The organism is Borreliella chilensis, from assembly GCA_000808095.1.
Lineage (GTDB): Bacteria > Spirochaetota > Spirochaetia > Borreliales > Borreliaceae > Borreliella > Borreliella chilensis.
Genome location: CP009910.1, coordinates 771809 through 789431, shown reverse-complemented (window position 1 = coordinate 789431; position 17623 = coordinate 771809). Strand labels below are relative to the sequence as shown.

Annotated in this window: 14 protein-coding genes, 2 tRNA genes and 1 pseudogene; 9 read left to right on the top strand and 8 right to left on the bottom strand. The window is 28.5% G+C overall.

Annotated features, from left to right (window positions below; translation table 11 throughout):
• Positions 1 to 25: 25 nt before the first annotated feature.
• The 3 genes from OY14_03750 to OY14_03740 are packed head-to-tail and all read left to right on the top strand — an operon-like array spanning position 26 to position 2334.
• A complete protein-coding gene (locus tag OY14_03750) occupies positions 26 to 487 on the top strand; it encodes a septum formation initiator family protein (GenBank protein AJA90527.1) in 462 nt (153 codons plus the stop codon).
• 6 nt (positions 488 to 493) lie between these two features.
• Positions 494 to 1474 (top strand): peptide ABC transporter permease, encoded by a 981-nt coding sequence (locus OY14_03745; GenBank protein AJA90526.1) that lies wholly within the window; start codon positions 494 to 496, stop codon positions 1472 to 1474.
• On the top strand, positions 1474 to 2334 hold the full coding sequence (locus OY14_03740; protein ID AJA90525.1) for a peptide ABC transporter permease: 861 nt from the start codon (positions 1474 to 1476) through the stop codon (positions 2332 to 2334). Before OY14_03745 ends, OY14_03740 begins: the two co-directional genes overlap by 1 nt.
• 13 nt (positions 2335 to 2347) lie before the next feature.
• Here the strand turns inward: OY14_03740 and OY14_03735 are convergent, their stop codons facing one another.
• Entirely contained in the window at positions 2348 to 2983 is a 636-nt protein-coding gene (locus tag OY14_03735; GenBank protein ID AJA90658.1) for an endonuclease III, read from the bottom strand.
• A 101-nt stretch (positions 2984 to 3084) separates the two neighbouring features.
• Between OY14_03735 and OY14_03730 the strand changes: the two genes are divergently transcribed.
• Positions 3085 to 3158: transfer RNA gene (locus OY14_03730), tRNA-Arg, on the top strand.
• A 7-nt stretch (positions 3159 to 3165) separates the two neighbouring features.
• A tRNA-Pro gene (locus OY14_03725) sits at positions 3166 to 3238 on the top strand.
• Between the two features lie 86 nt (positions 3239 to 3324).
• Here OY14_03725 and OY14_03720 read toward each other — a convergent pair.
• From OY14_03720 to OY14_03710, 3 genes and pseudogenes are all read right to left on the bottom strand, one after another.
• Entirely contained in the window at positions 3325 to 5370 is a 2046-nt protein-coding gene (locus OY14_03720) for an antigen, p83/100 (GenBank protein AJA90524.1), read from the bottom strand.
• A 105-nt stretch (positions 5371 to 5475) separates the two neighbouring features.
• Positions 5476 to 7155 (bottom strand): membrane protein, encoded by a 1680-nt coding sequence (locus tag OY14_03715; GenBank protein AJA90523.1) that lies wholly within the window; start codon positions 7153 to 7155, stop codon positions 5476 to 5478.
• 35 nt (positions 7156 to 7190) lie between these two features.
• Positions 7191 to 8821, bottom strand: a pseudogene (locus tag OY14_03710) (ABC transporter ATP-binding protein).
• 144 nt (positions 8822 to 8965) lie between these two features.
• On the opposite strand from OY14_03710, the gene OY14_03705 reads away from it, so the two are divergent.
• From OY14_03705 to OY14_03695, 3 genes are all read left to right on the top strand, one after another.
• Complete coding sequence (locus OY14_03705; protein ID AJA90522.1) at positions 8966 to 9238, top strand: molecular chaperone GroES; 273 nt, start codon at positions 8966 to 8968, stop codon at positions 9236 to 9238.
• A gap of 312 nt (positions 9239 to 9550) precedes the next feature.
• Positions 9551 to 10228, top strand: a complete 678-nt coding sequence (locus OY14_03700; GenBank protein AJA90521.1) for a tRNA (5-methylaminomethyl-2-thiouridylate)-methyltransferase — start codon at positions 9551 to 9553, stop codon at positions 10226 to 10228.
• Positions 10229 to 10299: 71 nt separating this feature from the next.
• Complete coding sequence (locus OY14_03695) at positions 10300 to 10896, top strand: hypothetical protein (protein AJA90520.1); 597 nt, start codon at positions 10300 to 10302, stop codon at positions 10894 to 10896.
• Positions 10897 to 11002: 106 nt separating this feature from the next.
• Here the strand turns inward: OY14_03695 and OY14_03690 are convergent, their stop codons facing one another.
• From OY14_03690 to OY14_03680, 3 genes are all read right to left on the bottom strand, one after another.
• Entirely contained in the window at positions 11003 to 13630 is a 2628-nt protein-coding gene (locus OY14_03690) for a valyl-tRNA synthetase (GenBank protein AJA90519.1), read from the bottom strand.
• Positions 13602 to 14624, bottom strand: coding sequence for a tRNA-dihydrouridine synthase (locus OY14_03685; GenBank protein ID AJA90657.1), 1023 nt, complete (start codon positions 14622 to 14624; stop codon positions 13602 to 13604). Before OY14_03685 ends, OY14_03690 begins: the two co-directional genes overlap by 29 nt.
• 136 nt (positions 14625 to 14760) lie before the next feature.
• Positions 14761 to 15549 (bottom strand): lipoprotein, encoded by a 789-nt coding sequence (locus tag OY14_03680; protein ID AJA90656.1) that lies wholly within the window; start codon positions 15547 to 15549, stop codon positions 14761 to 14763.
• 108 nt (positions 15550 to 15657) lie between these two features.
• On the opposite strand from OY14_03680, the gene OY14_03675 reads away from it, so the two are divergent.
• Entirely contained in the window at positions 15658 to 16671 is a 1014-nt protein-coding gene (locus OY14_03675) for a translation factor Sua5 (GenBank protein ID AJA90518.1), read from the top strand.
• A gap of 72 nt (positions 16672 to 16743) precedes the next feature.
• Here the strand turns inward: OY14_03675 and OY14_03670 are convergent, their stop codons facing one another.
• The gene (locus OY14_03670) at positions 16744 to 17529 is read right to left on the bottom strand and encodes a hypothetical protein (protein ID AJA90517.1); all 786 of its coding nucleotides are present in this window, start codon (positions 17527 to 17529) and stop codon (positions 16744 to 16746) included.
• Positions 17530 to 17623 lie beyond the last annotated feature (94 nt).

Genomic DNA, 17623 nt, shown 5'->3' with positions numbered 1-17623 from the left:
TATTAAGAATATAATTACAAGCTATATGACTACTGCTAAAAAAATTGCAATGTCTTTTTACTCTGGAATAATAAGCTATTTTATAATAGCTCCCATATTTGGAGAGAGAGGATTTGTTAACTACCAACAATTGAATAACAATTTAACATTAATGAAAAATCATATCGAAAAACTAAAAGAAATTCAAAAAGAATTAAAAGCAAGATATGTTAATTTGCAAGTATCTAAATCAGAAATTCTAAAAGAAGCAAACAAATTGGGCTACTACCCAAAAAACTCAACAGTAATAAAAACCAACAACGATAAAGATAAGCACAACCAGGGACAAATATTAACCTTACAAAAACCTCCTACCAAAAATCAAAATTTTTACTTTATATCAATAGCAATCGGTTTAATTTATTATTTTTTATCAAGTTGCATTGTGCAAACAAAGAGCATTACAAAAAACAATAAATTTGCTTCCAATAATGATTCTAAGGGTTAGTTTTTATTGATAATATTTATTTCTAAAAATACAATATATCTGATAATTAATTTGATTTGTGCATCGTTTTTTTGCGCCTCGCTAGTAGATTTTTTTTCAAATGAAAACCAGTATACTCCTTTTGTTAAAACAAATATCTTAAAAAGATACTTGAAGTACATTGGAATATGCAAAAGTATAAAAAGATATATCCTGATACATGACTTCAACTCAAAAGCAAAACTAAAGAAAAATTGCTTTTTAAAGCATATTGCTGGCAATTCATATATAATATATGAAACAAAAAATGAAGGAATATTATGGGGTGATTATCGATACTCTCTGCTGAGCAAAGGAAAGCCAACCATAAAAATAATTTTTAAAAAAATTTTCAATACTTTAAAAGTTTCAATTCCAGGCGCCTTACTATCTTACATTGCAGCAATACTTCTTATTATAATTTGGAAAATTTATATAAAAAACAACCTTATAAATAATTTACTAGAATATCTAATGCTACTACTCCATTCCATGCCACGAAACCTAACAGTATTTTTAATACTGTCTTTAATATACTATTTAAATTTAAATCCAAAAAATTTAATAATAGGTGGATTTGCTTGGTTTTTTTCATTTTTTATATTTAATGCTGTAATTTTTAAACAATCTCTTGAGAAGACTTTATCAGAATTTTACATAAAAACTGCAAAATCAAGAGGAATAAGTAACTTGCAAATAATCTTAAAACATGCATTAATCCCATCAATAACACCATTACTTACAAATATGAGGCCTATTCTCACAACAGCTTTTTTTGGAGCATCTGTCATTGAATCAATGTTTGAAATTGATGGAATTGGGGCCTTATACCTAAATGCATTAAAACTAAACGACTATGCTATTTCTAAAGATTTAATTTTTATTGGTGTTTTCATCATGCTTATTCCAAATTTAATAACAGATATACTAATTTACAAAATCAACCCATATAAAGATACTCTAAACTGATGAAAATAGATACAATAACAAAAAAAATTTACATTGTAATCTTTAGCCTATTTATTGTGTTACTAATCATTACTCCTGAACTAGTTAATGAAAATTCAAAAATTGCAATCTACAAAAAAAATCCAAATAAAGTATACTTAAAATTTATTAAAAATAAACCTACACCACCTACAAAAGACAACCCACTAGGAATTGACAAAATGGGCAGAGATATTATGGCAAGACTAATAATTGCAACCAGAAATTCCATTCTACTTTCACTCAGCTACGCAACAATTTCTGCAATAATTGGAATCTTTATAGGAACAATAATTGGCATGTTTGGTTTTGAAATTAGCATGCTAATTTCAAAACCAATTGAAGCTTTGCAAACATTGCCTTTCTTTTATGTTGTGTCTCTAGTTTTTTACTACTTTTTTAAACAAAAAAATTATAATATGCTTCAAACAGCAACACTATTAGCCTTGATTCATGGATGGATTAGATTTGCATTTATTGCAAGAAATAATACCTTAATAATAAAAAATTTAGATTATGTTAAAGCCAGTGAAACTATGGGAGCAAGTAAAATTAGAATAATATTCCGACACATCTTCCCAGAAGTATTCTCGTCAATATCGTCTATAATACCATTGCAAATGGCAAGAAGTCTTACTACCTTTGAAGTAGTAAGCTTTTTACAAAAACAAGATAAAAATCTATATCCCAGTCTTGGAGAATTACTAAAATACATGGAAATGGGCAATAAATATCTATGGATATGGATCAATCCTCTACTCATATTAGTAGGAATTAACATAATCCTAGCAGCGATAAATTTAAGACTAAGAAAGAAAATGAAACATTTAATATCATCTTAATCAAATACAAAAACTAACAAATTCTTGGAGCAAATTTTTCTAAAAAACAATTAACACAACTTACACTTCTAGAAGTACAAATTTCTCTCCCATGCTTATTGATAGCCATAGAAAATCTATACTGCTTAGAAGGCTTTATTCTTCTTTTGAGATCCAATTCAATCTTAATAGGAGAATTTTCCAAAGAAAGAGCATGCCTTGTAATAACTCTGCTAAAATGGGTATCTACAATAATTGCAGGTTTGTTATAAACAGATCCAAGAATAACATTTGCTGTTTTTCTTCCCACTCCAGGTAGCTTAACAAGATCAAAAATATTATTTGGAATAACCCCATTAAATTTTTCCAAAATATCAATAGAACAATTTACAATATTTTTAGCTTTCCTTGAATAAAAACCGGTCTTATAAATTAATTTTTCAACATCTCTCACATTTGCTCTTGACAAACTTTCAAAATCTTTATACCTTTCAAAAAGGTAAGGAGAAATTTTATTTACCAAATTATCTGTTGTTCTTGCGCTCAAAATAACCATTATTAAAAGTTCATAATTATTTTTATAATTTAAAAAAGGTTTAACATTGGGATATCTAAGTAAAGCTTCATCAACAATCAAATCAAGATTAATCATAAAAAAATTATAAAATATTATAAACACAAAACAAAATTAAAAATCTACAAATCAAAGGTATCTAGACTTTGTTGACAAGGATTTTCCAAAATGATATACTCATCATTAGCATTTAAAATGCACCAATAGCTCAATTGGATAGAGCAACAGACTTCTAATCTGTAGGTTTTAGGTTCGAGTCCTAATTGGTGCGCTTTATTCGGGATGTGGCCTAGTGGCTAAGGCACCTGCTTTGGGAGCAGGGGATCGTGAGTTCGAATCCCACCATCCCGAAAAAATATTTAAATTATTAAAAAGCTAAAAACAATGTTTTTAGCTTTTTAAATTTTAAAAAATACAATCAAACTATAAAAAAAAAGTTACTTAACTTTCCTTAAAGTATTTAAATCTAAAATAACCACGCTTTTAAGCTCATCCTGCAAATAAATAAAATTTTTTCTCACAGAAAAGCTAGTAAAAGGCAAAATTTTAATCTCAGACAGAACAACCTCATTTAAATTTTTAGGAGAAAATTTAGCCAATCTCCAAACATCATTATCCTTAACTACCACTAAAATCATTTTAGAGTCAACATAAAGAGATGAATTTTTATTAATCTCAAAATTAGATTCAGATATCACCTTCAAATTCTCAAGTTTATTAAGTATCTGAAGCTTAGCTTTTCCTGAATCCATTTTAATAACAACTAAATCTTTTTCACGCTCATAAATTCCATATCTCTGAATGCCCAGCTGAGTACTTTCTTTAAGCCTAACACCAGTATTCAAATCAATAAGCTGAAGCGTTCCTAAATTTGTAAGCGGATCAATAACCTCTAAAAATACAGGAATACTGGAATCTATAGCTGCAAAAGATAAATCTTTATCTAAAGAAGTAGGTTGACTTTCAACTTGAGGCTTAGTTTTTTCCAAATTAGAATCTTTTTTACTTATATCCTCTTTTGAAACAGTGTCACTATTAGAAATCTCATCTACTTTCTTAATCTCAGTAACAGATTTCAAATTATTTTGATTATCTAATTTTTTATCTTTAGATAGCTTTTTTTGATCTTCCAATTTCATAAGGCTTTCATTGTTATCCAAACCCTCTAAACTTGAATGTGATTTACTACTTTTGCTGGTTTCTTCTTCCTTGCCTTTAATTTTTTCTTTACCAGAAGGCTCAGCATTTAATTTCTGATTAAGATCTAATGCTTTAAGATCTTTACTAAGATCTTTACTTTTTAAAAGTTCTTCGTCACTTTTTTTGATTTCAATTTGCTTTTCAATTTCTCTTTTTTGGTCTTCATCACTAGTTTCTTTAAGTTGCTCCTGTAAATCTTCCAAACTCTCTTTTATCTGTAACTGCTTATCAACCTTAGGAGAGCTTACATCACCGGGTTTCGGCAAATTCTTTTCCTTATTAATTTCGTTAATATCCTCTTGAATCTTCTCTCTAACAGTATCTCTTTGAATATCTAAATTATCCTCAGCAGAATCCAATTTTTGTTGAGCCTCCTCAAGATTGATTGCTTTTTTATCTAGTTCTTCTTTTTGCTTCTTTTTAGCATCAACTTGACTTTCAATCTCTTTTCTATGCTCTTCATCAGTAGCCTTTTCAAGCTGATCTCTTAAATTCTCAATAGTTTCTGTTATGTTGGAGTCACTTTCATGAACACTGTCTAATTCAATATCAATTTTATCTTGATCTACTTTATGAGTTTCACCTTGAATGTCTGTAATATCTCTTGCAAAGTTAACACCCGCTTCATTCTCACTTAAAAGAGACGCTACTACCTTATCTGTAACTAAACTGTCAATATCAATATCAGACTCAATCTTTCCAGATAAAATATTCTTTTTAAGAGGAATAAATATTTGTGTCTTCCCAGCCCATTGGCTGTATACTCTAGAAAGACCTGCATTCTCTTTGGTTAAAGAATTTAAAGCAGTCTCAATATAAACCTCTTTATAATAATCCAAATCTCCTCTATAAACAGCATTATATATTGTAATAACCTTAGCAATTAATTCTGCACTAGATCTCTCATAATCAAAAGATTTTATTAAATACCCTGTAAGAATTCTTCTTAGATTCAATATACTGTCAAGCTCTGACTTACTACCAATAGAAAAAACATCAACACTTGTTTTTTTATCTTGATCGTCAATAAATCTATCAATAAAATATTTACCATAATAACTTGATCGGCTATTGGAATTGATCAACGGCCTTGCTAAAAACTCCCCAATACCCACTATCTGTTCATATGTATTTGTAGAATCATAAGGACCCTTATAATTTACAAATTCAAGATCCATATTAACAAAGTCCTTTAATTTATCCTTATCAACTTCTCTTGCATTAAGAGGAAATCCATTCAAAAAAACAAGAAAAAAACTAAAGATTAGTAATATTTTTTTCATAAAAGAAATTCTCCTATAAACTTAATTATAATCTACCTTACCAACTAAATTCACTAATTTAAACCTAATTTTAACATAATAAGATTTATATTCAAGAAAATCAATTTAATCTTGAATGCTTGAAATAATTTCATTAATATACTTGTTAATATTTTCAGAAAAATTTTGCCTTTTCATAAACATTAATAAATTTATATACTTATGCTTACAAAGCTTAAGAAGTCTGTCTGTTGAGTTTAAAATTACATTTCTCAAATTTAAAATTACAGCATACGCTATTTCTAAATTACCTTGATAATTTAACACTATATGTTGAATATAATTATATATACTACAATCTTGCCCATGATAACTTTCAAATTTGGTAATAGCCTGCACTATGGTAATTATATTATTAATATCTCTCTCTTTAATTGCTAAATTAATAAAACTCTTAATCGCAGCTTCATCATTTACATAGACAAAATATTTATAAAGCCTGCCCCTTGAAACAATCCTATCAAATCCCTTTTCTGGCAAAAGCCAAAGATTAAAAGCTTTTTCATATAAATTTAAATATTTCTTGGGAAAATTTCCATGTTTAGTTGCAAGAAAATCCAAAATCTCTAAAAATTTATCATAAGCAGCATCACTGTATCCAGAATTAAGAATTTCATCAAGAAACAAATAATTTTTATCATAATTTACAAAATTTCTCTCTTTTAAATCTATTCTACCTTGATTGTATTTATTGCCTCTATAATGATTCCACACACTTACATCAAGCTCTTTGTCGTATTCATAATAATAAGTACTAAGAACCCAATCATCTCCTCCTAAGACAATTATCCCTGAATTGGCACTAAGTCCTGACAACCTCTTGAATTTGGCATCCGAAAAAGCCACATTAAAATCCTCTTCAAGAGACAAAATTCCATTTGATTTGGTTGAAAGTAAAAGATTTTTATTATTGTAAAGAACAGCTTTCTCAATCTCAAAGTTCATTTTTTTTTTGAACTTAAGCTTATAACTCCTACTTAAATCAAATAAAATACCAATACTTGAAATTGCAATATATTCACCATTAAACTTTTCAAACAAAAAATTAATGGGAAAATCTAACTTAATAGAAGTAATAACTTCTCCAAAATCTCTACCATAAACAACAATATGCCCTGATTTATGCCCAACAACTACCTCCTTTTTTGTATTTATCATTAACAAAAAAGGAAAAGACGTCAGTCTTGAAAACCATTTTTTATTACCCAAAGAATCAAACAAAAATATTGCATCATTTTCACTTGCAATACAAAAATCACCATTATCAAAAACTACAGGAGAAGTAGCGGGTCTACCACCTATATTGACTTCAAATATTTTTTCTCCACTCTTTAAATCAACAGAAACAACACTCTCATTAACAAGAGGAATTAAAATGCTATCATTTCCTATTGCAGGAATACCCAAAGGTGAAAAATCAAGCTTATACTTCCAAACAAGTTTTCCTCTTTTAATCTTTTGAACTTCATTTCTTACTGTAATAACATAATATCCATTATCAAAATCTTTTAATAGAAAAGGATATGGAATTCTATTTAATCTATAAGAATATTTCTTCTCAAGCGACATTGTATAAGTAGTCAACCACCTATCTTTTGTTAAAACTGTAATAGTGTCGCGTTTTTCGTCAATAATTGGATTGCCTGCGACTTTCCCAGTTAATGCTTTTTGAAAATATAAGTTTATACTAGAATAAAGACTTAAAAAAGAAGAAAAAAAAATAAATGTAAAAAAAATGTCCCTCAAAATAAAAAACCTTTTGAGCTACTAAACAACTAGTACTAAAGCCTAAAGCCAGCATTATCACCATAAAGATTATTTCTCAGATCTTTAATCTTAACATCATCAACATACTCAGAAAAAGTCATATACCTATCAATTACTCCATTGGGAGTAAACTCAATAATTCTATTAGCAATAGTATCTATAAACTGATGATCATGAGATGTAAAAAGAACAACTCCTTTAAACTCTTTAAGTCCAGCATTTAAAGATGTAATTGCTTCAAGATCTAGATGGTTTGTAGGCTGATCCAATATTAAAACATTTGCTCCACTAAGCATGGCCTTAGCAAGCATGCATCTTACTTTTTCTCCTCCTGAGAGAACATTTACCTTCTTTAAAGCTTCATCTTGACTAAAAAGCATTCGACCTAGAAACCCTCTAATATAAGTTTCATCTTGTTCTTTTGAATACTGGCGTAACCAATCAACTAAATTTAGATCTAAATCGAAATATTTCCCATTATCCTTATTAAAATATGAAAAATTAACAGTAGCTCCCCACTCATAATGACCTTTATAATTTCTATCTTCATTTGTAATAATATCAAACAAAAAAGTTGCAAACATGGGATTTCCCAAAAAAACAATCTTTTGCTGGGGCTCAATAATACTGCTAAATTTATTTAAAATTAAATTTCCTTCAAATTCTTTTATTAAATTTTAATTGTAAGCACATTTTTACCAAGCTCTCTTTCGCTTTTGAAATTAACATAAGGAAACTTTCTTGAAGAAGGTTTTAAATCTTCAACCTTTATTTTTTCAATCAGCTTTTTCCTTGATGTTGCTTGTCTAGACTTAGATGCATTGCTAGAAAATCTTTGAATAAATGTCTTAAGTTCAGCAATTTTATCTTCAGATCGCTTTTTAGCATCCTTTAATTGCTTGTTTAAAATCTGGCTTGTCTCATACCAAAAATCATAATTTCCAAGATACACTTGAATCTTTCCATAATCAATGTCAACAATATGGGTACAAACTTGATTTAAAAAATGTCTATCGTGAGATACAACAATAACTGTATTTTCAAAATTAATTAAAAACTCTTCTAACCACTTAATAGATTGCAGATCAAGATTATTGGTAGGCTCATCAAGAAGTAGTATATCAGGCTCACCAAAAAGCGCTTGAGCTAAAAGTACCCTAACCTTTAAAGCCCCTTCAATATCACTCATTAAACTGTTATGAATTGACTCATCTATTCCAAGGCCTTTAAGAAGCACTGCTGCATCAGATTCAGCCTCATATCCTCCAAGCTCTGAAAATTCTAATTCAAGCTCTCCAGCTCTAATCCCATCCTCATCGCTAAAATCAAGCTTATTATAAAGCTCATCCTTTTCTTTTTGAACAGAATAAAGTCTTTTGTGCCCCATAATAACAGTATCGATAACCTTATGTGAATCATAAGCAAATTGATCTTGCTCAAGAGCTGCTATTCTTTGATTTTTTGGAATCAATATTTCACCCTTAGTAGATTCAACCATTCCTCCTAACACTTTTAAAAAAGTGCTCTTTCCTGCCCCATTAGCACCAATTATTCCGTAACAATTGCCAGAAGAAAATTTAATATTTACATCTTTGAATAAAATTCTCTCTCCAAATGCAACTTCCAAATTATTTACAGTTATCAAACCATTCCCCTACCTAAAATTAATATTTCTAATAACAAAATTATCTTGAAAATTAATTTAATTTTCAAGCACTATATAAACATATTGACTCAACTCTCAATTTTTTCGTATATTTAATATTATTAACATAAGGAGATGTTTGAAATGAAAAATATTAAGCCTTTAGCTGATAGAGTTTTAATAAAGATAAAAGAAGCTGAGAGTAAAACAATCTCAGGACTTTACATACCAGAAAATGCAAAAGAAAAAACAAATATTGGAACAGTTGTAGCCATTGGTTCTAAAAAAGAAGAGATCACTGTAAAAGTTGGCGACACTGTACTTTATGAAAAATATGCAGGTGCTGCTGTAAAAATTGAAAATAAAGAGCATTTAATACTAAAAGCAAAAGAAATAGTTGCAATAATAGAAGAGTAAAAAGCTAAGTTTAGCTACTTAGCTTTAATCTTTATAAAAAATATTTTTTATAAAGATTATTGCAAAGATGGTTGTAGTTTTGTATGAATAAAAAAAATGAACATAAACTTAAAAAAGTAAAAGCGGTAAAAAGCTTTGCACTTCTAAAAGAAGAATTACCAAAATTTACAAACATTTATAAGTCAAAATTTTTCTTAAAAACTTGCAATCTTCAATAAAAATTATAAGTTTATCAAAAAAACTTATTATTCTGATCAATCAAATAAAACTTACAAGCTTACAAAATCTTGTAAGCTTGTAAAAAATAAAAAAATGAAAAAACCAATTTTTAAAGAAAAAACAATATATTCAAGCAAATTTGACGACATTTATTACAATCCAAAGTATGGAATTGAAGAGAGTTTTCATACATTTATTAAAGGCTGTAGTCTAGATTCAGAATTAAAAACAAAGAAAAATGTTTTAATAGCAGAGTTGGGATTTGGCACAGGATTGAACTTTATATGTCTTTTAAAATTCATAAAAGAGAACAACATAACCTCAAAAGTTAATTATTATTCTATAGAAAAATTTCCTCTAAAAAGGGAAACAATAATGCAACTTTCAAAGTTCTTTGTTAAAGAAATCACTTATTTCAAATTGATGTTAAAAAATTACCCTAAAACTCCAAAAAAAAATTTAAAACTAAAAATAACAGAAAATGTTAATTTAAAAATTTTAATCGGAGATGCTAAAATAAAAATTAAAGAAATTCCAAAAAATGTAGAATACTGGTTTTTAGATGGATTTAATCCGAAAAAAAATCCTGAAATGTGGAACAATCAAATATTCAATTTAATTTCTGAAAAAAGTAGTCAAGGGTGCAAACTTTCAACATTTTCATCTGCAAGGATTGTAAAAGACGGCTTAAAACTTGCTAATTTCAAATACATTTACATAGAAAAAGGATTTGGAAATAAAAGACATATGATAAAATCACAAAAAAATTAAAAAACACTTTTAATACAAATCGCTAAAAAATACCAATAAATATGATATACTAATCCAACAGGGGAATTTTAATGACAAAAAAGATATTTGTTATAGCTTTAATCGCTTTAATCTCTAATAATTTTCTTTTTGCAAAAGACACAATCAAAGATTTGTTTTTTATAAAAGATATATTAATAAAAAAAGAAAAATATTCTGAAATTCTAAGTAATGCAAGCCTTGAAGGAATTATTGAAATTGAACATAAAGGATCATATATTGAAAATCACGATTCAGAAGTTAAACTTATCTTAAAAGAAAACGGATACAGAAGAAACTTTAGCTTTTTCAATCTTTTGAATACTAGCAAAATAATCAAAAGCCTAAGTTTATTTGATGACATTCCAAAAAATATTAAAGAAAATGAAATCATATTATTGGACACAAAAATGATTAAGGAAAATCCCAATAAAAGATACGAAGACGATGATGATTTTGAATTAAAGCTAAGCGCAACTCGAAAAGGCAATCAAATTTATTTAATTCTTGATTTTGATTTTCTATTTAAACAAAGAAAAACATTTCCATCAATTTATATAAAAGAAGAAGATGTACCAACAATAAAAAACAGCTTTATAAAGCTCCAAGATCCAAACTTCTTATCTCCTCAAACATTACGTAGCAATTAAGAATAATAGACAAATATTTTTCAATCTAATTTATTTTAAACTATTAACAAAATTGCAATGCTCACCTTAAGAATATTGCAAACTCATAATACCATTTTTAACTTTTTTATAGGTTTTTTAAATTTAAAATATAACTATTTATCTTATCAATCAAAGAGGAAAATTCTACCAATTTTAATTTTTCAGATTCAACAATTTCCTTAGGAGCATTCATTAAAAAATTTTCATTTTCAAGCTTCTTTGAAGCAGAAATCCTAAGCATTTTATACTTTTCAAGCTGCTTTTCAAGCCTTCTTAGCTCTTTGGCTTTATCTATTAATGACTTAATATCTGCATAAATCTCAAAACCAGCTACAGCTACACCAATCATGCCATCATAATTTTTATTGTAAAATAAATTTCTAAAATTAATCATTTTCCTTGCAATACATTCATTAGAATTAAAATATCTCTCATATTTAAAATCGGCATCAAACTTCAAAGCAACATCAATCTTAATACTAGGAGATATATTAAATTCGCTTCTAAGTGTTCTAACAGATACAATGAAAGTTTTAAATGCTTTAAAACTTTCAAATTCTTCTTGAAAATTATTAGCAATATCAAAACTTGGATATTCATTTAAAGCTAAAATATCCCCTTTTTCTGAAAATTCAGAATAAATTTTTTCTGTAACAAAAGGAATGAAAGGGTGCAAAATTAACAATGCTTTTTTAAGAAAAAACAGCAACTTAGAAATAGCCATATTTTGAATGTTAACATTTCTGCTATTGAGATCAATCTTACTAATTTCAATATACCAATCACAAAAATCATTCCAAAAAAATTCATAAATGAATTTTGAAGCTTCATTGTATTTATAATTTGTAAAAGAAGACTCCACACCAAGAATAGTTGAATTCAAGCTTGTAAGCAACCATTTGTCAATGTCATTAAATTTTAAATCATTTAATATTTCTCTATTTTTTAAATTTAAAAGAATGAATTTGGAAGCATTAAAAACTTTATTTGCAAATTTAGCTCCAAACATAAAATCCTTAGTATCAATATTTAAATCTTGCCCTTGAACGGACAAAAAAGATAAAGTAAACCGCAAAGAATCACTCCCATACTCATTAATAATGTCAAGAGGATCTATTCCATTGCCCAATGATTTTGACATTTTTTTCCCATGCTTGTCTCGCAAAAGAGGTGTTATGTAAACATCTTTAAAAGGAATTTGACCTGTAAATTCTAACCCTGCCATAACCATTCTTGCAACCCAAAAAAATATTATATCGTAAGCTGTTATTAAGGCATCTGTTGGATAATAATTTTTAAAATCAACAGTAATGTCAGGCCATCCAAGAGAAGAAAAAGGCCATAACCAAGACGAAAACCAAGTATCAAGAACATCTGGATCTTGAACAAACCTTTTCCCCATATTCTTTTCATCTAAAGAAGGATCAGTGTCGCTAATAACAAGTTCAGATGTATCAATATTGTACCAAGCCGGTATTCTATGGCCCCAAACAAGTTGTCTTGATATACACCAATCTCTAATATTTGATAACCAATATTTATATGTATTCTCCCACTTCTTAGGATAAAATCTCAATTCACCATTCTCTAAAGCCTTTAAAGCTTTGTCTGCTAAAGGTTTCATCTTCACAAACCACTGAGTTGACAAATAAGGTTCAATAACCTCACCTGATCGATAACAATGTCCAACTTGTTGCTTATGTTTTTTAACATCTTTCAAAAATCCCTTTTCCATTAATTCTATCTCTATTTTAAATCTCGCATCCTTCATCTTTAATCCTTGATATTGCAAAGGAACATTTTTATTGAGCTTTCCATCTTGAGTTAAAATATTGACCTTGGGAATATTATGCCTTTTTGAAATTTCAAAATCATTAGGATCGTGTGCAGGAGTAACTTTTAAAGCTCCAGTACCAAAAGCACTATCAACATAAAAATCTGCAATTACTTTTATCTTTTTAGTTGTCAAAGGTATTGTGACCTCTTTACCAACTAAAGACTTGTATCTCTCATCATTGGGATTAACGGCAATAGCAGTGTCCCCAAACATAGTCTCAGGCCTGGTTGTTGCAATCTCAATAAAAGAAGAAGAATCAATAAAATACCTAATAAAATAAAGTTTGCCATCAACCTCTTTATATTCAATCTCTTCGTCACTAACAACGCTTCCAGATCCAGGATCAAGATTAACAAGATATTCACCCCTGTAAATCAACCCTTTAGAATATAAATCCTTAAAAACTTTGCTAACAGCCTTGCAAAGATTCTCATCAAGAGTAAACCTTTCTCTTGAATGATCATAAGACGCCCCAAGCTTTTTTATCTGATCAACGATTACACCCCTATGCTTATTTTTCAATTTAAAAATTTCTCGAACAAACTCTTCTCTTTCAAAATCATCCTTACTTTTTCCAATACTTTTAAGATGTCTTTCAAAAACAGCCTGAGTTGCTATTCCTGCATGATCTGTTCCAAAAAGCCACAAAGTACTATTTTTTTTCATTCTTTTATATCGCACAAGAACATCTTGCAAAATAAAATTAAGAGCATGCCCCATGTGCAACACACCTGTAACATTAGGGGGAGGCGCAACCATGCTAAATTTTCCAAATAAAGAATTATCCGGAGAAAATACATTGTGTTCAAGCCACTTGCTGTAAATTTCATCTTCAAATGTCTTAGGATCATATTTTTCTAAAGGTATGCAATTCATTGTTTTCAAAATCTCCTACCACATCAATAACATTTAAATTTTCAAAAAGCTCTTCATAAGTTTTTGAATTCATAAGATTTGAGAAATATTTACTCTGTTTTTCCTTCTCAGTAAAATATATCTTAAAATATTTTTTAAGTTTATTAAAATCTTTGCTAAGTCCCCAAGTAGCATGAAAATCCTTTACATGAAATTTTAATATATTTAACCTAAAATTTAAATTACTATCCAAAAAGTGTTTTGAAGAGAATTTAAATAAATTTAAATTCTTAAAAATTCCACGACCAAGCATAATCCCATCAATCAAATATTTATCAACATAACATTTAGCATCCTTAAGACTCAAAACATCTCCATTGCCAATAAGCAGTGTAGAAGGACTAATATTATTTCGTAATTTAACAAGTTGATAGAAAATATCAAAATCAATAGGACCTTTGCTCTGATTAACAGCAAGCCTTGGGTAAACCGTCAACATATCAATTCCAAATCCCAACAAAAACCCTAGCCAATCATCAACTTCTGGATATGAAAATCCATGTCTGGTTTTAACACTAAGAGGTAAATTAAATCTTGAGCAAGCTTCTTTACTTGCAAGAATTATTTCTTTAGCCAAAGACTTATTCTTAATTAAGGCTGAACAAACACCTTTTTTAACTATTTTACTCTTGGGACAACCCATATTAATATCAATCCCCCAAAAACCCAGACCACCCAATATTTCTATTGCCCTATAAAATTGCTCAGGAACATTACCCCAAATTTGAGCAATTAAAGGCCTATCAAGTTCATTGGGTTTTAAAAAAATGTGCTGAATAGACTGTTTTGATCCATTTAAAATTCCTTTTACAGAAATAAATTCAGTAAAATAAATATGGGGCTCTCCTTCTCCAGATCCTATTAAATGAATTAAATTTCTAAAAACAGCATCAGTGACATCTTCCATTGGAGCTAAAATCATAATTGGAAGAGGCATATCAAATAAAAACTTCATAAAATAACTATACAATAAGAAAATATAACTTTAAATTAAGCAAAAAAACTGCTCCAAAAGGGTTGGCAATAATTACTATTATCACAAAATTTTAAAAAATCAATAAATACTTTTGATAAAAAAATAATTTAAAAAATTAATCCATAATAAGACTTTCACCTGGAACCTTGGTTTTTCTTACTAAAGTGTCTTTATACCCAGCAGATTTAATCAGCTCTATATTTCTTTGAACATTATCAGCATTAGTAGGAATAAAAACAGTATAAAACGGTCCATGAGAATTTACTACAACAAAAAGACCGGTTTTTTTTAATATTCGATAAGCCCTGTCAGCATAATCTTTTTTTCTATAAGATCCAACTTGTATATAGAAATCTGTTTCTTCGCCTGCAGTAATTGAATAATCTGTTAATAAATTTGAAGATTTATTTCCAACAGAAATATTCTCTTCTGATTGCTTGGTTTTCTTTTCTTCTTCAATCTCTGGAGTATTAAATGCTTTTTTAAAATCACTAGATTTTGAAACAGAAGTTTTTTTTTCATTCACACTTTCAATTACTTCAATTTTAACAGGAGCAACTCCTATGCCCAAAAAGTCAAGCTTTTCAGCAGCATGCTTTGATAAATCAATTATTCTATCCTTTCTAAAAGGCCCTCTATCGTTAATTCTTACAACAACCGATCTATTGTTTAAAAGATTTGTAACTCTTACGGTAGTATTAAAAGGCAGTTCTTTGTGAGCAGCAGTAAGAGCCATCATATCAAATTTCTCTCCATTAGCAGTAATTTTACCATGGAAAGCCTCACCATACCATGAAGCAAGGCCTACTGTAGCAGAATTTAAATGAGAAGCAATTAAAAAAAATACAAAGAGGATAATAAAATTTTTATTATCTCTTGTGATGACGTCAATTAAATTTCCCATAACATTTATTATAATATAAAAACACGTTTTCAATAAACAATTGAACTCACAAATTGTTTATTTACATTTTTTTTGATTTAATTATAAAAAGAAAAGAATCTAATAAAAATGATATTAACAGAAATAATTCACAGCAATCAAATACAAAAAGCAGCAAAACTTATCAAAATGGGAGAACTTGTTGTATTCCCAACAGAAACAGTTTATGGGATTGGTGCTAATGCCTACAATGAAGATGCTGTAAAAATGATTTTTTTAGTAAAAAAAAGACCTATTGAAAATCCCTTAATAGTGCACGTTGACACAGTAAAAAAATTAAAAGAACTAACAGAATATATTCCAAAAAGCGCTCTAATGCTAATCCAAAAGTTTAGTCCAGGCCCCTTAACTTATGTTCTTAAAAAATCAATAAAAATATCCCGATTTGTAAGCGGAAACCTAGACACAGTGGCAATAAGAATTCCTGCAAATAAAATAGCTTTAAACTTAATAAAAACATCTAAAGTCCCAATAGTAGCACCATCTGCAAATATATCAAAAAGACCAAGTTCAACAAACTTTGAAATGGCTTTTAAAGAACTAAATGGACTTGTAAGAGGAATAATAAAAGCAGTAGAAAACAAAGACTTTAATATTGGAATCGAATCGACTGTGATTGGCTTTGACCTTAAAGACAACGTACTAATATTAAGGCCAGGCGCAATAACAAAAAAAATGATAGAAAAAGAGCTTCAAGGGAAATACACAGTAAATTACGCAGAAGCAAAAATAGAGTTAGAAAAATCACCTGGAAACATATTAGAGCATTACAAACCAAAAATTCCTGTATATTTATTTAAAGGTCAAGACAATATAAAAAAATATATAAACAAAAATACAAAAATACTTATTACAAAACCTACTCTTAAGTCCTATTTATTTAATTTTTTGTGGGATAAAAAAAATATTACAGTATTTAACACTCTTGAAGAATATGCACAAAATCTTTACAAAGAGTTGGTCAATTCTGAGAATAACTACAAACAAATACTTAGTGAATTCGTAAAAGACGAAGAACTTGGGTACTCAATAAACAACAGAATTCGAAAAGCCAGTTCAAATAAATTCATAATTAACAAATAATTAAAATAATTAGCGAAAACTTCAACTAAATATTGCTAAAACTCCTCATAAAAATAATTTTTAATCTTTTTATTAATTAAAATAATCATGAATTAACATAGTATAATCAAGTGGTATTCTGTCCTCATCAAAAGCAATGCCAAGCGCAAAAACCTTTCCATTAGGTGTCTGAATCACACTTAAGCTTTTTGATTTACCCTCAATAAAAATTTCTTTATCCATAAATTCAAAACTAAAAATCAAATCAATAGAATCTTCTGTGACATCCCCACAGTCAAAAGAAGAAATTACTAAAGCACCCCCATAAGATAAATCTTTTATTAAACACTTATGCTTTGAACCATTAAATTTGATAAAAGCTTTATCAGAATCAATATTGAGCTTTCTAATAGAATCTTTGTCGACTATAATCCTTTCATGAATTCTCTGATTTTGCCCAAGTTTTAAATCAAGAAGCTTTCCAACTTTAATAGCAATCTCTTCTGGCATAGAAGATAAAAATTCTAATGTTAATAAATTGTATTCTTTATCTTGAGAAGAATAAGCAGAAGCACTTGACAGTTTCACAGACAAAGGGGGAAAAAAAGCAGAGCTATTCTTAGAATCTGAATTTTTCTTAATCCGAATAGACCCTAAATTTCTATTTTTAGCCAAAGCAGGCAATACCGTATCTTCTTGAAAAATAAGCTTAAGAGAATCCATAGAAATAGAATAAATTACTCCAAACACAGAATATGAGCCTACCTTCATCTCAATAGTATTGCGAAGATTTAAAAAACTGTTTATCTCTGTACTCATTTTAATTTCTTTACCCCTATATTTAGCTCCGTAATCTCTTATTTTCCTAGATAAAAGCATAAACCTCTCCTCTCTCCTTTTTTGGATATAAAAAATAAAACTACCAAACAACGCTTAAAACTGTTTCGAATAATTTCACACCGATAAAGCTTAA

Excerpts from the sequence above, each read along its gene's own strand:
- OY14_03705 (AJA90522.1), top strand. The coding sequence starts at position 8,966 with ATGAAAAATATTAAGCCTTTAGCTGATAGAGTTTTAATAAAGATAAAA.
- OY14_03685 (AJA90657.1), bottom strand. The coding sequence starts at position 14,624 with ATGAAGTTTTTATTTGATATGCCTCTTCCAATTATGATTTTAGCTCCA.
- OY14_03675 (AJA90518.1), top strand. The coding sequence starts at position 15,658 with ATGATATTAACAGAAATAATTCACAGCAATCAAATACAAAAAGCAGCA.
- OY14_03680 (AJA90656.1), bottom strand. The coding sequence starts at position 15,549 with ATGGGAAATTTAATTGACGTCATCACAAGAGATAATAAAAATTTTATT.
- OY14_03750 (AJA90527.1), top strand. The coding sequence starts at position 26 with ATGACTACTGCTAAAAAAATTGCAATGTCTTTTTACTCTGGAATAATA.
- OY14_03695 (AJA90520.1), top strand. The coding sequence starts at position 10,300 with ATGACAAAAAAGATATTTGTTATAGCTTTAATCGCTTTAATCTCTAAT.
- OY14_03670 (AJA90517.1), bottom strand. The coding sequence starts at position 17,529 with ATGCTTTTATCTAGGAAAATAAGAGATTACGGAGCTAAATATAGGGGT.
- OY14_03690 (AJA90519.1), bottom strand. The coding sequence starts at position 13,630 with ATGAATTGCATACCTTTAGAAAAATATGATCCTAAGACATTTGAAGAT.
- OY14_03740 (AJA90525.1), top strand. The coding sequence starts at position 1,474 with ATGAAAATAGATACAATAACAAAAAAAATTTACATTGTAATCTTTAGC.
- OY14_03720 (AJA90524.1), bottom strand. The coding sequence starts at position 5,370 with ATGAAAAAAATATTACTAATCTTTAGTTTTTTTCTTGTTTTTTTGAAT.
- OY14_03700 (AJA90521.1), top strand. The coding sequence starts at position 9,551 with ATGAAAAAACCAATTTTTAAAGAAAAAACAATATATTCAAGCAAATTT.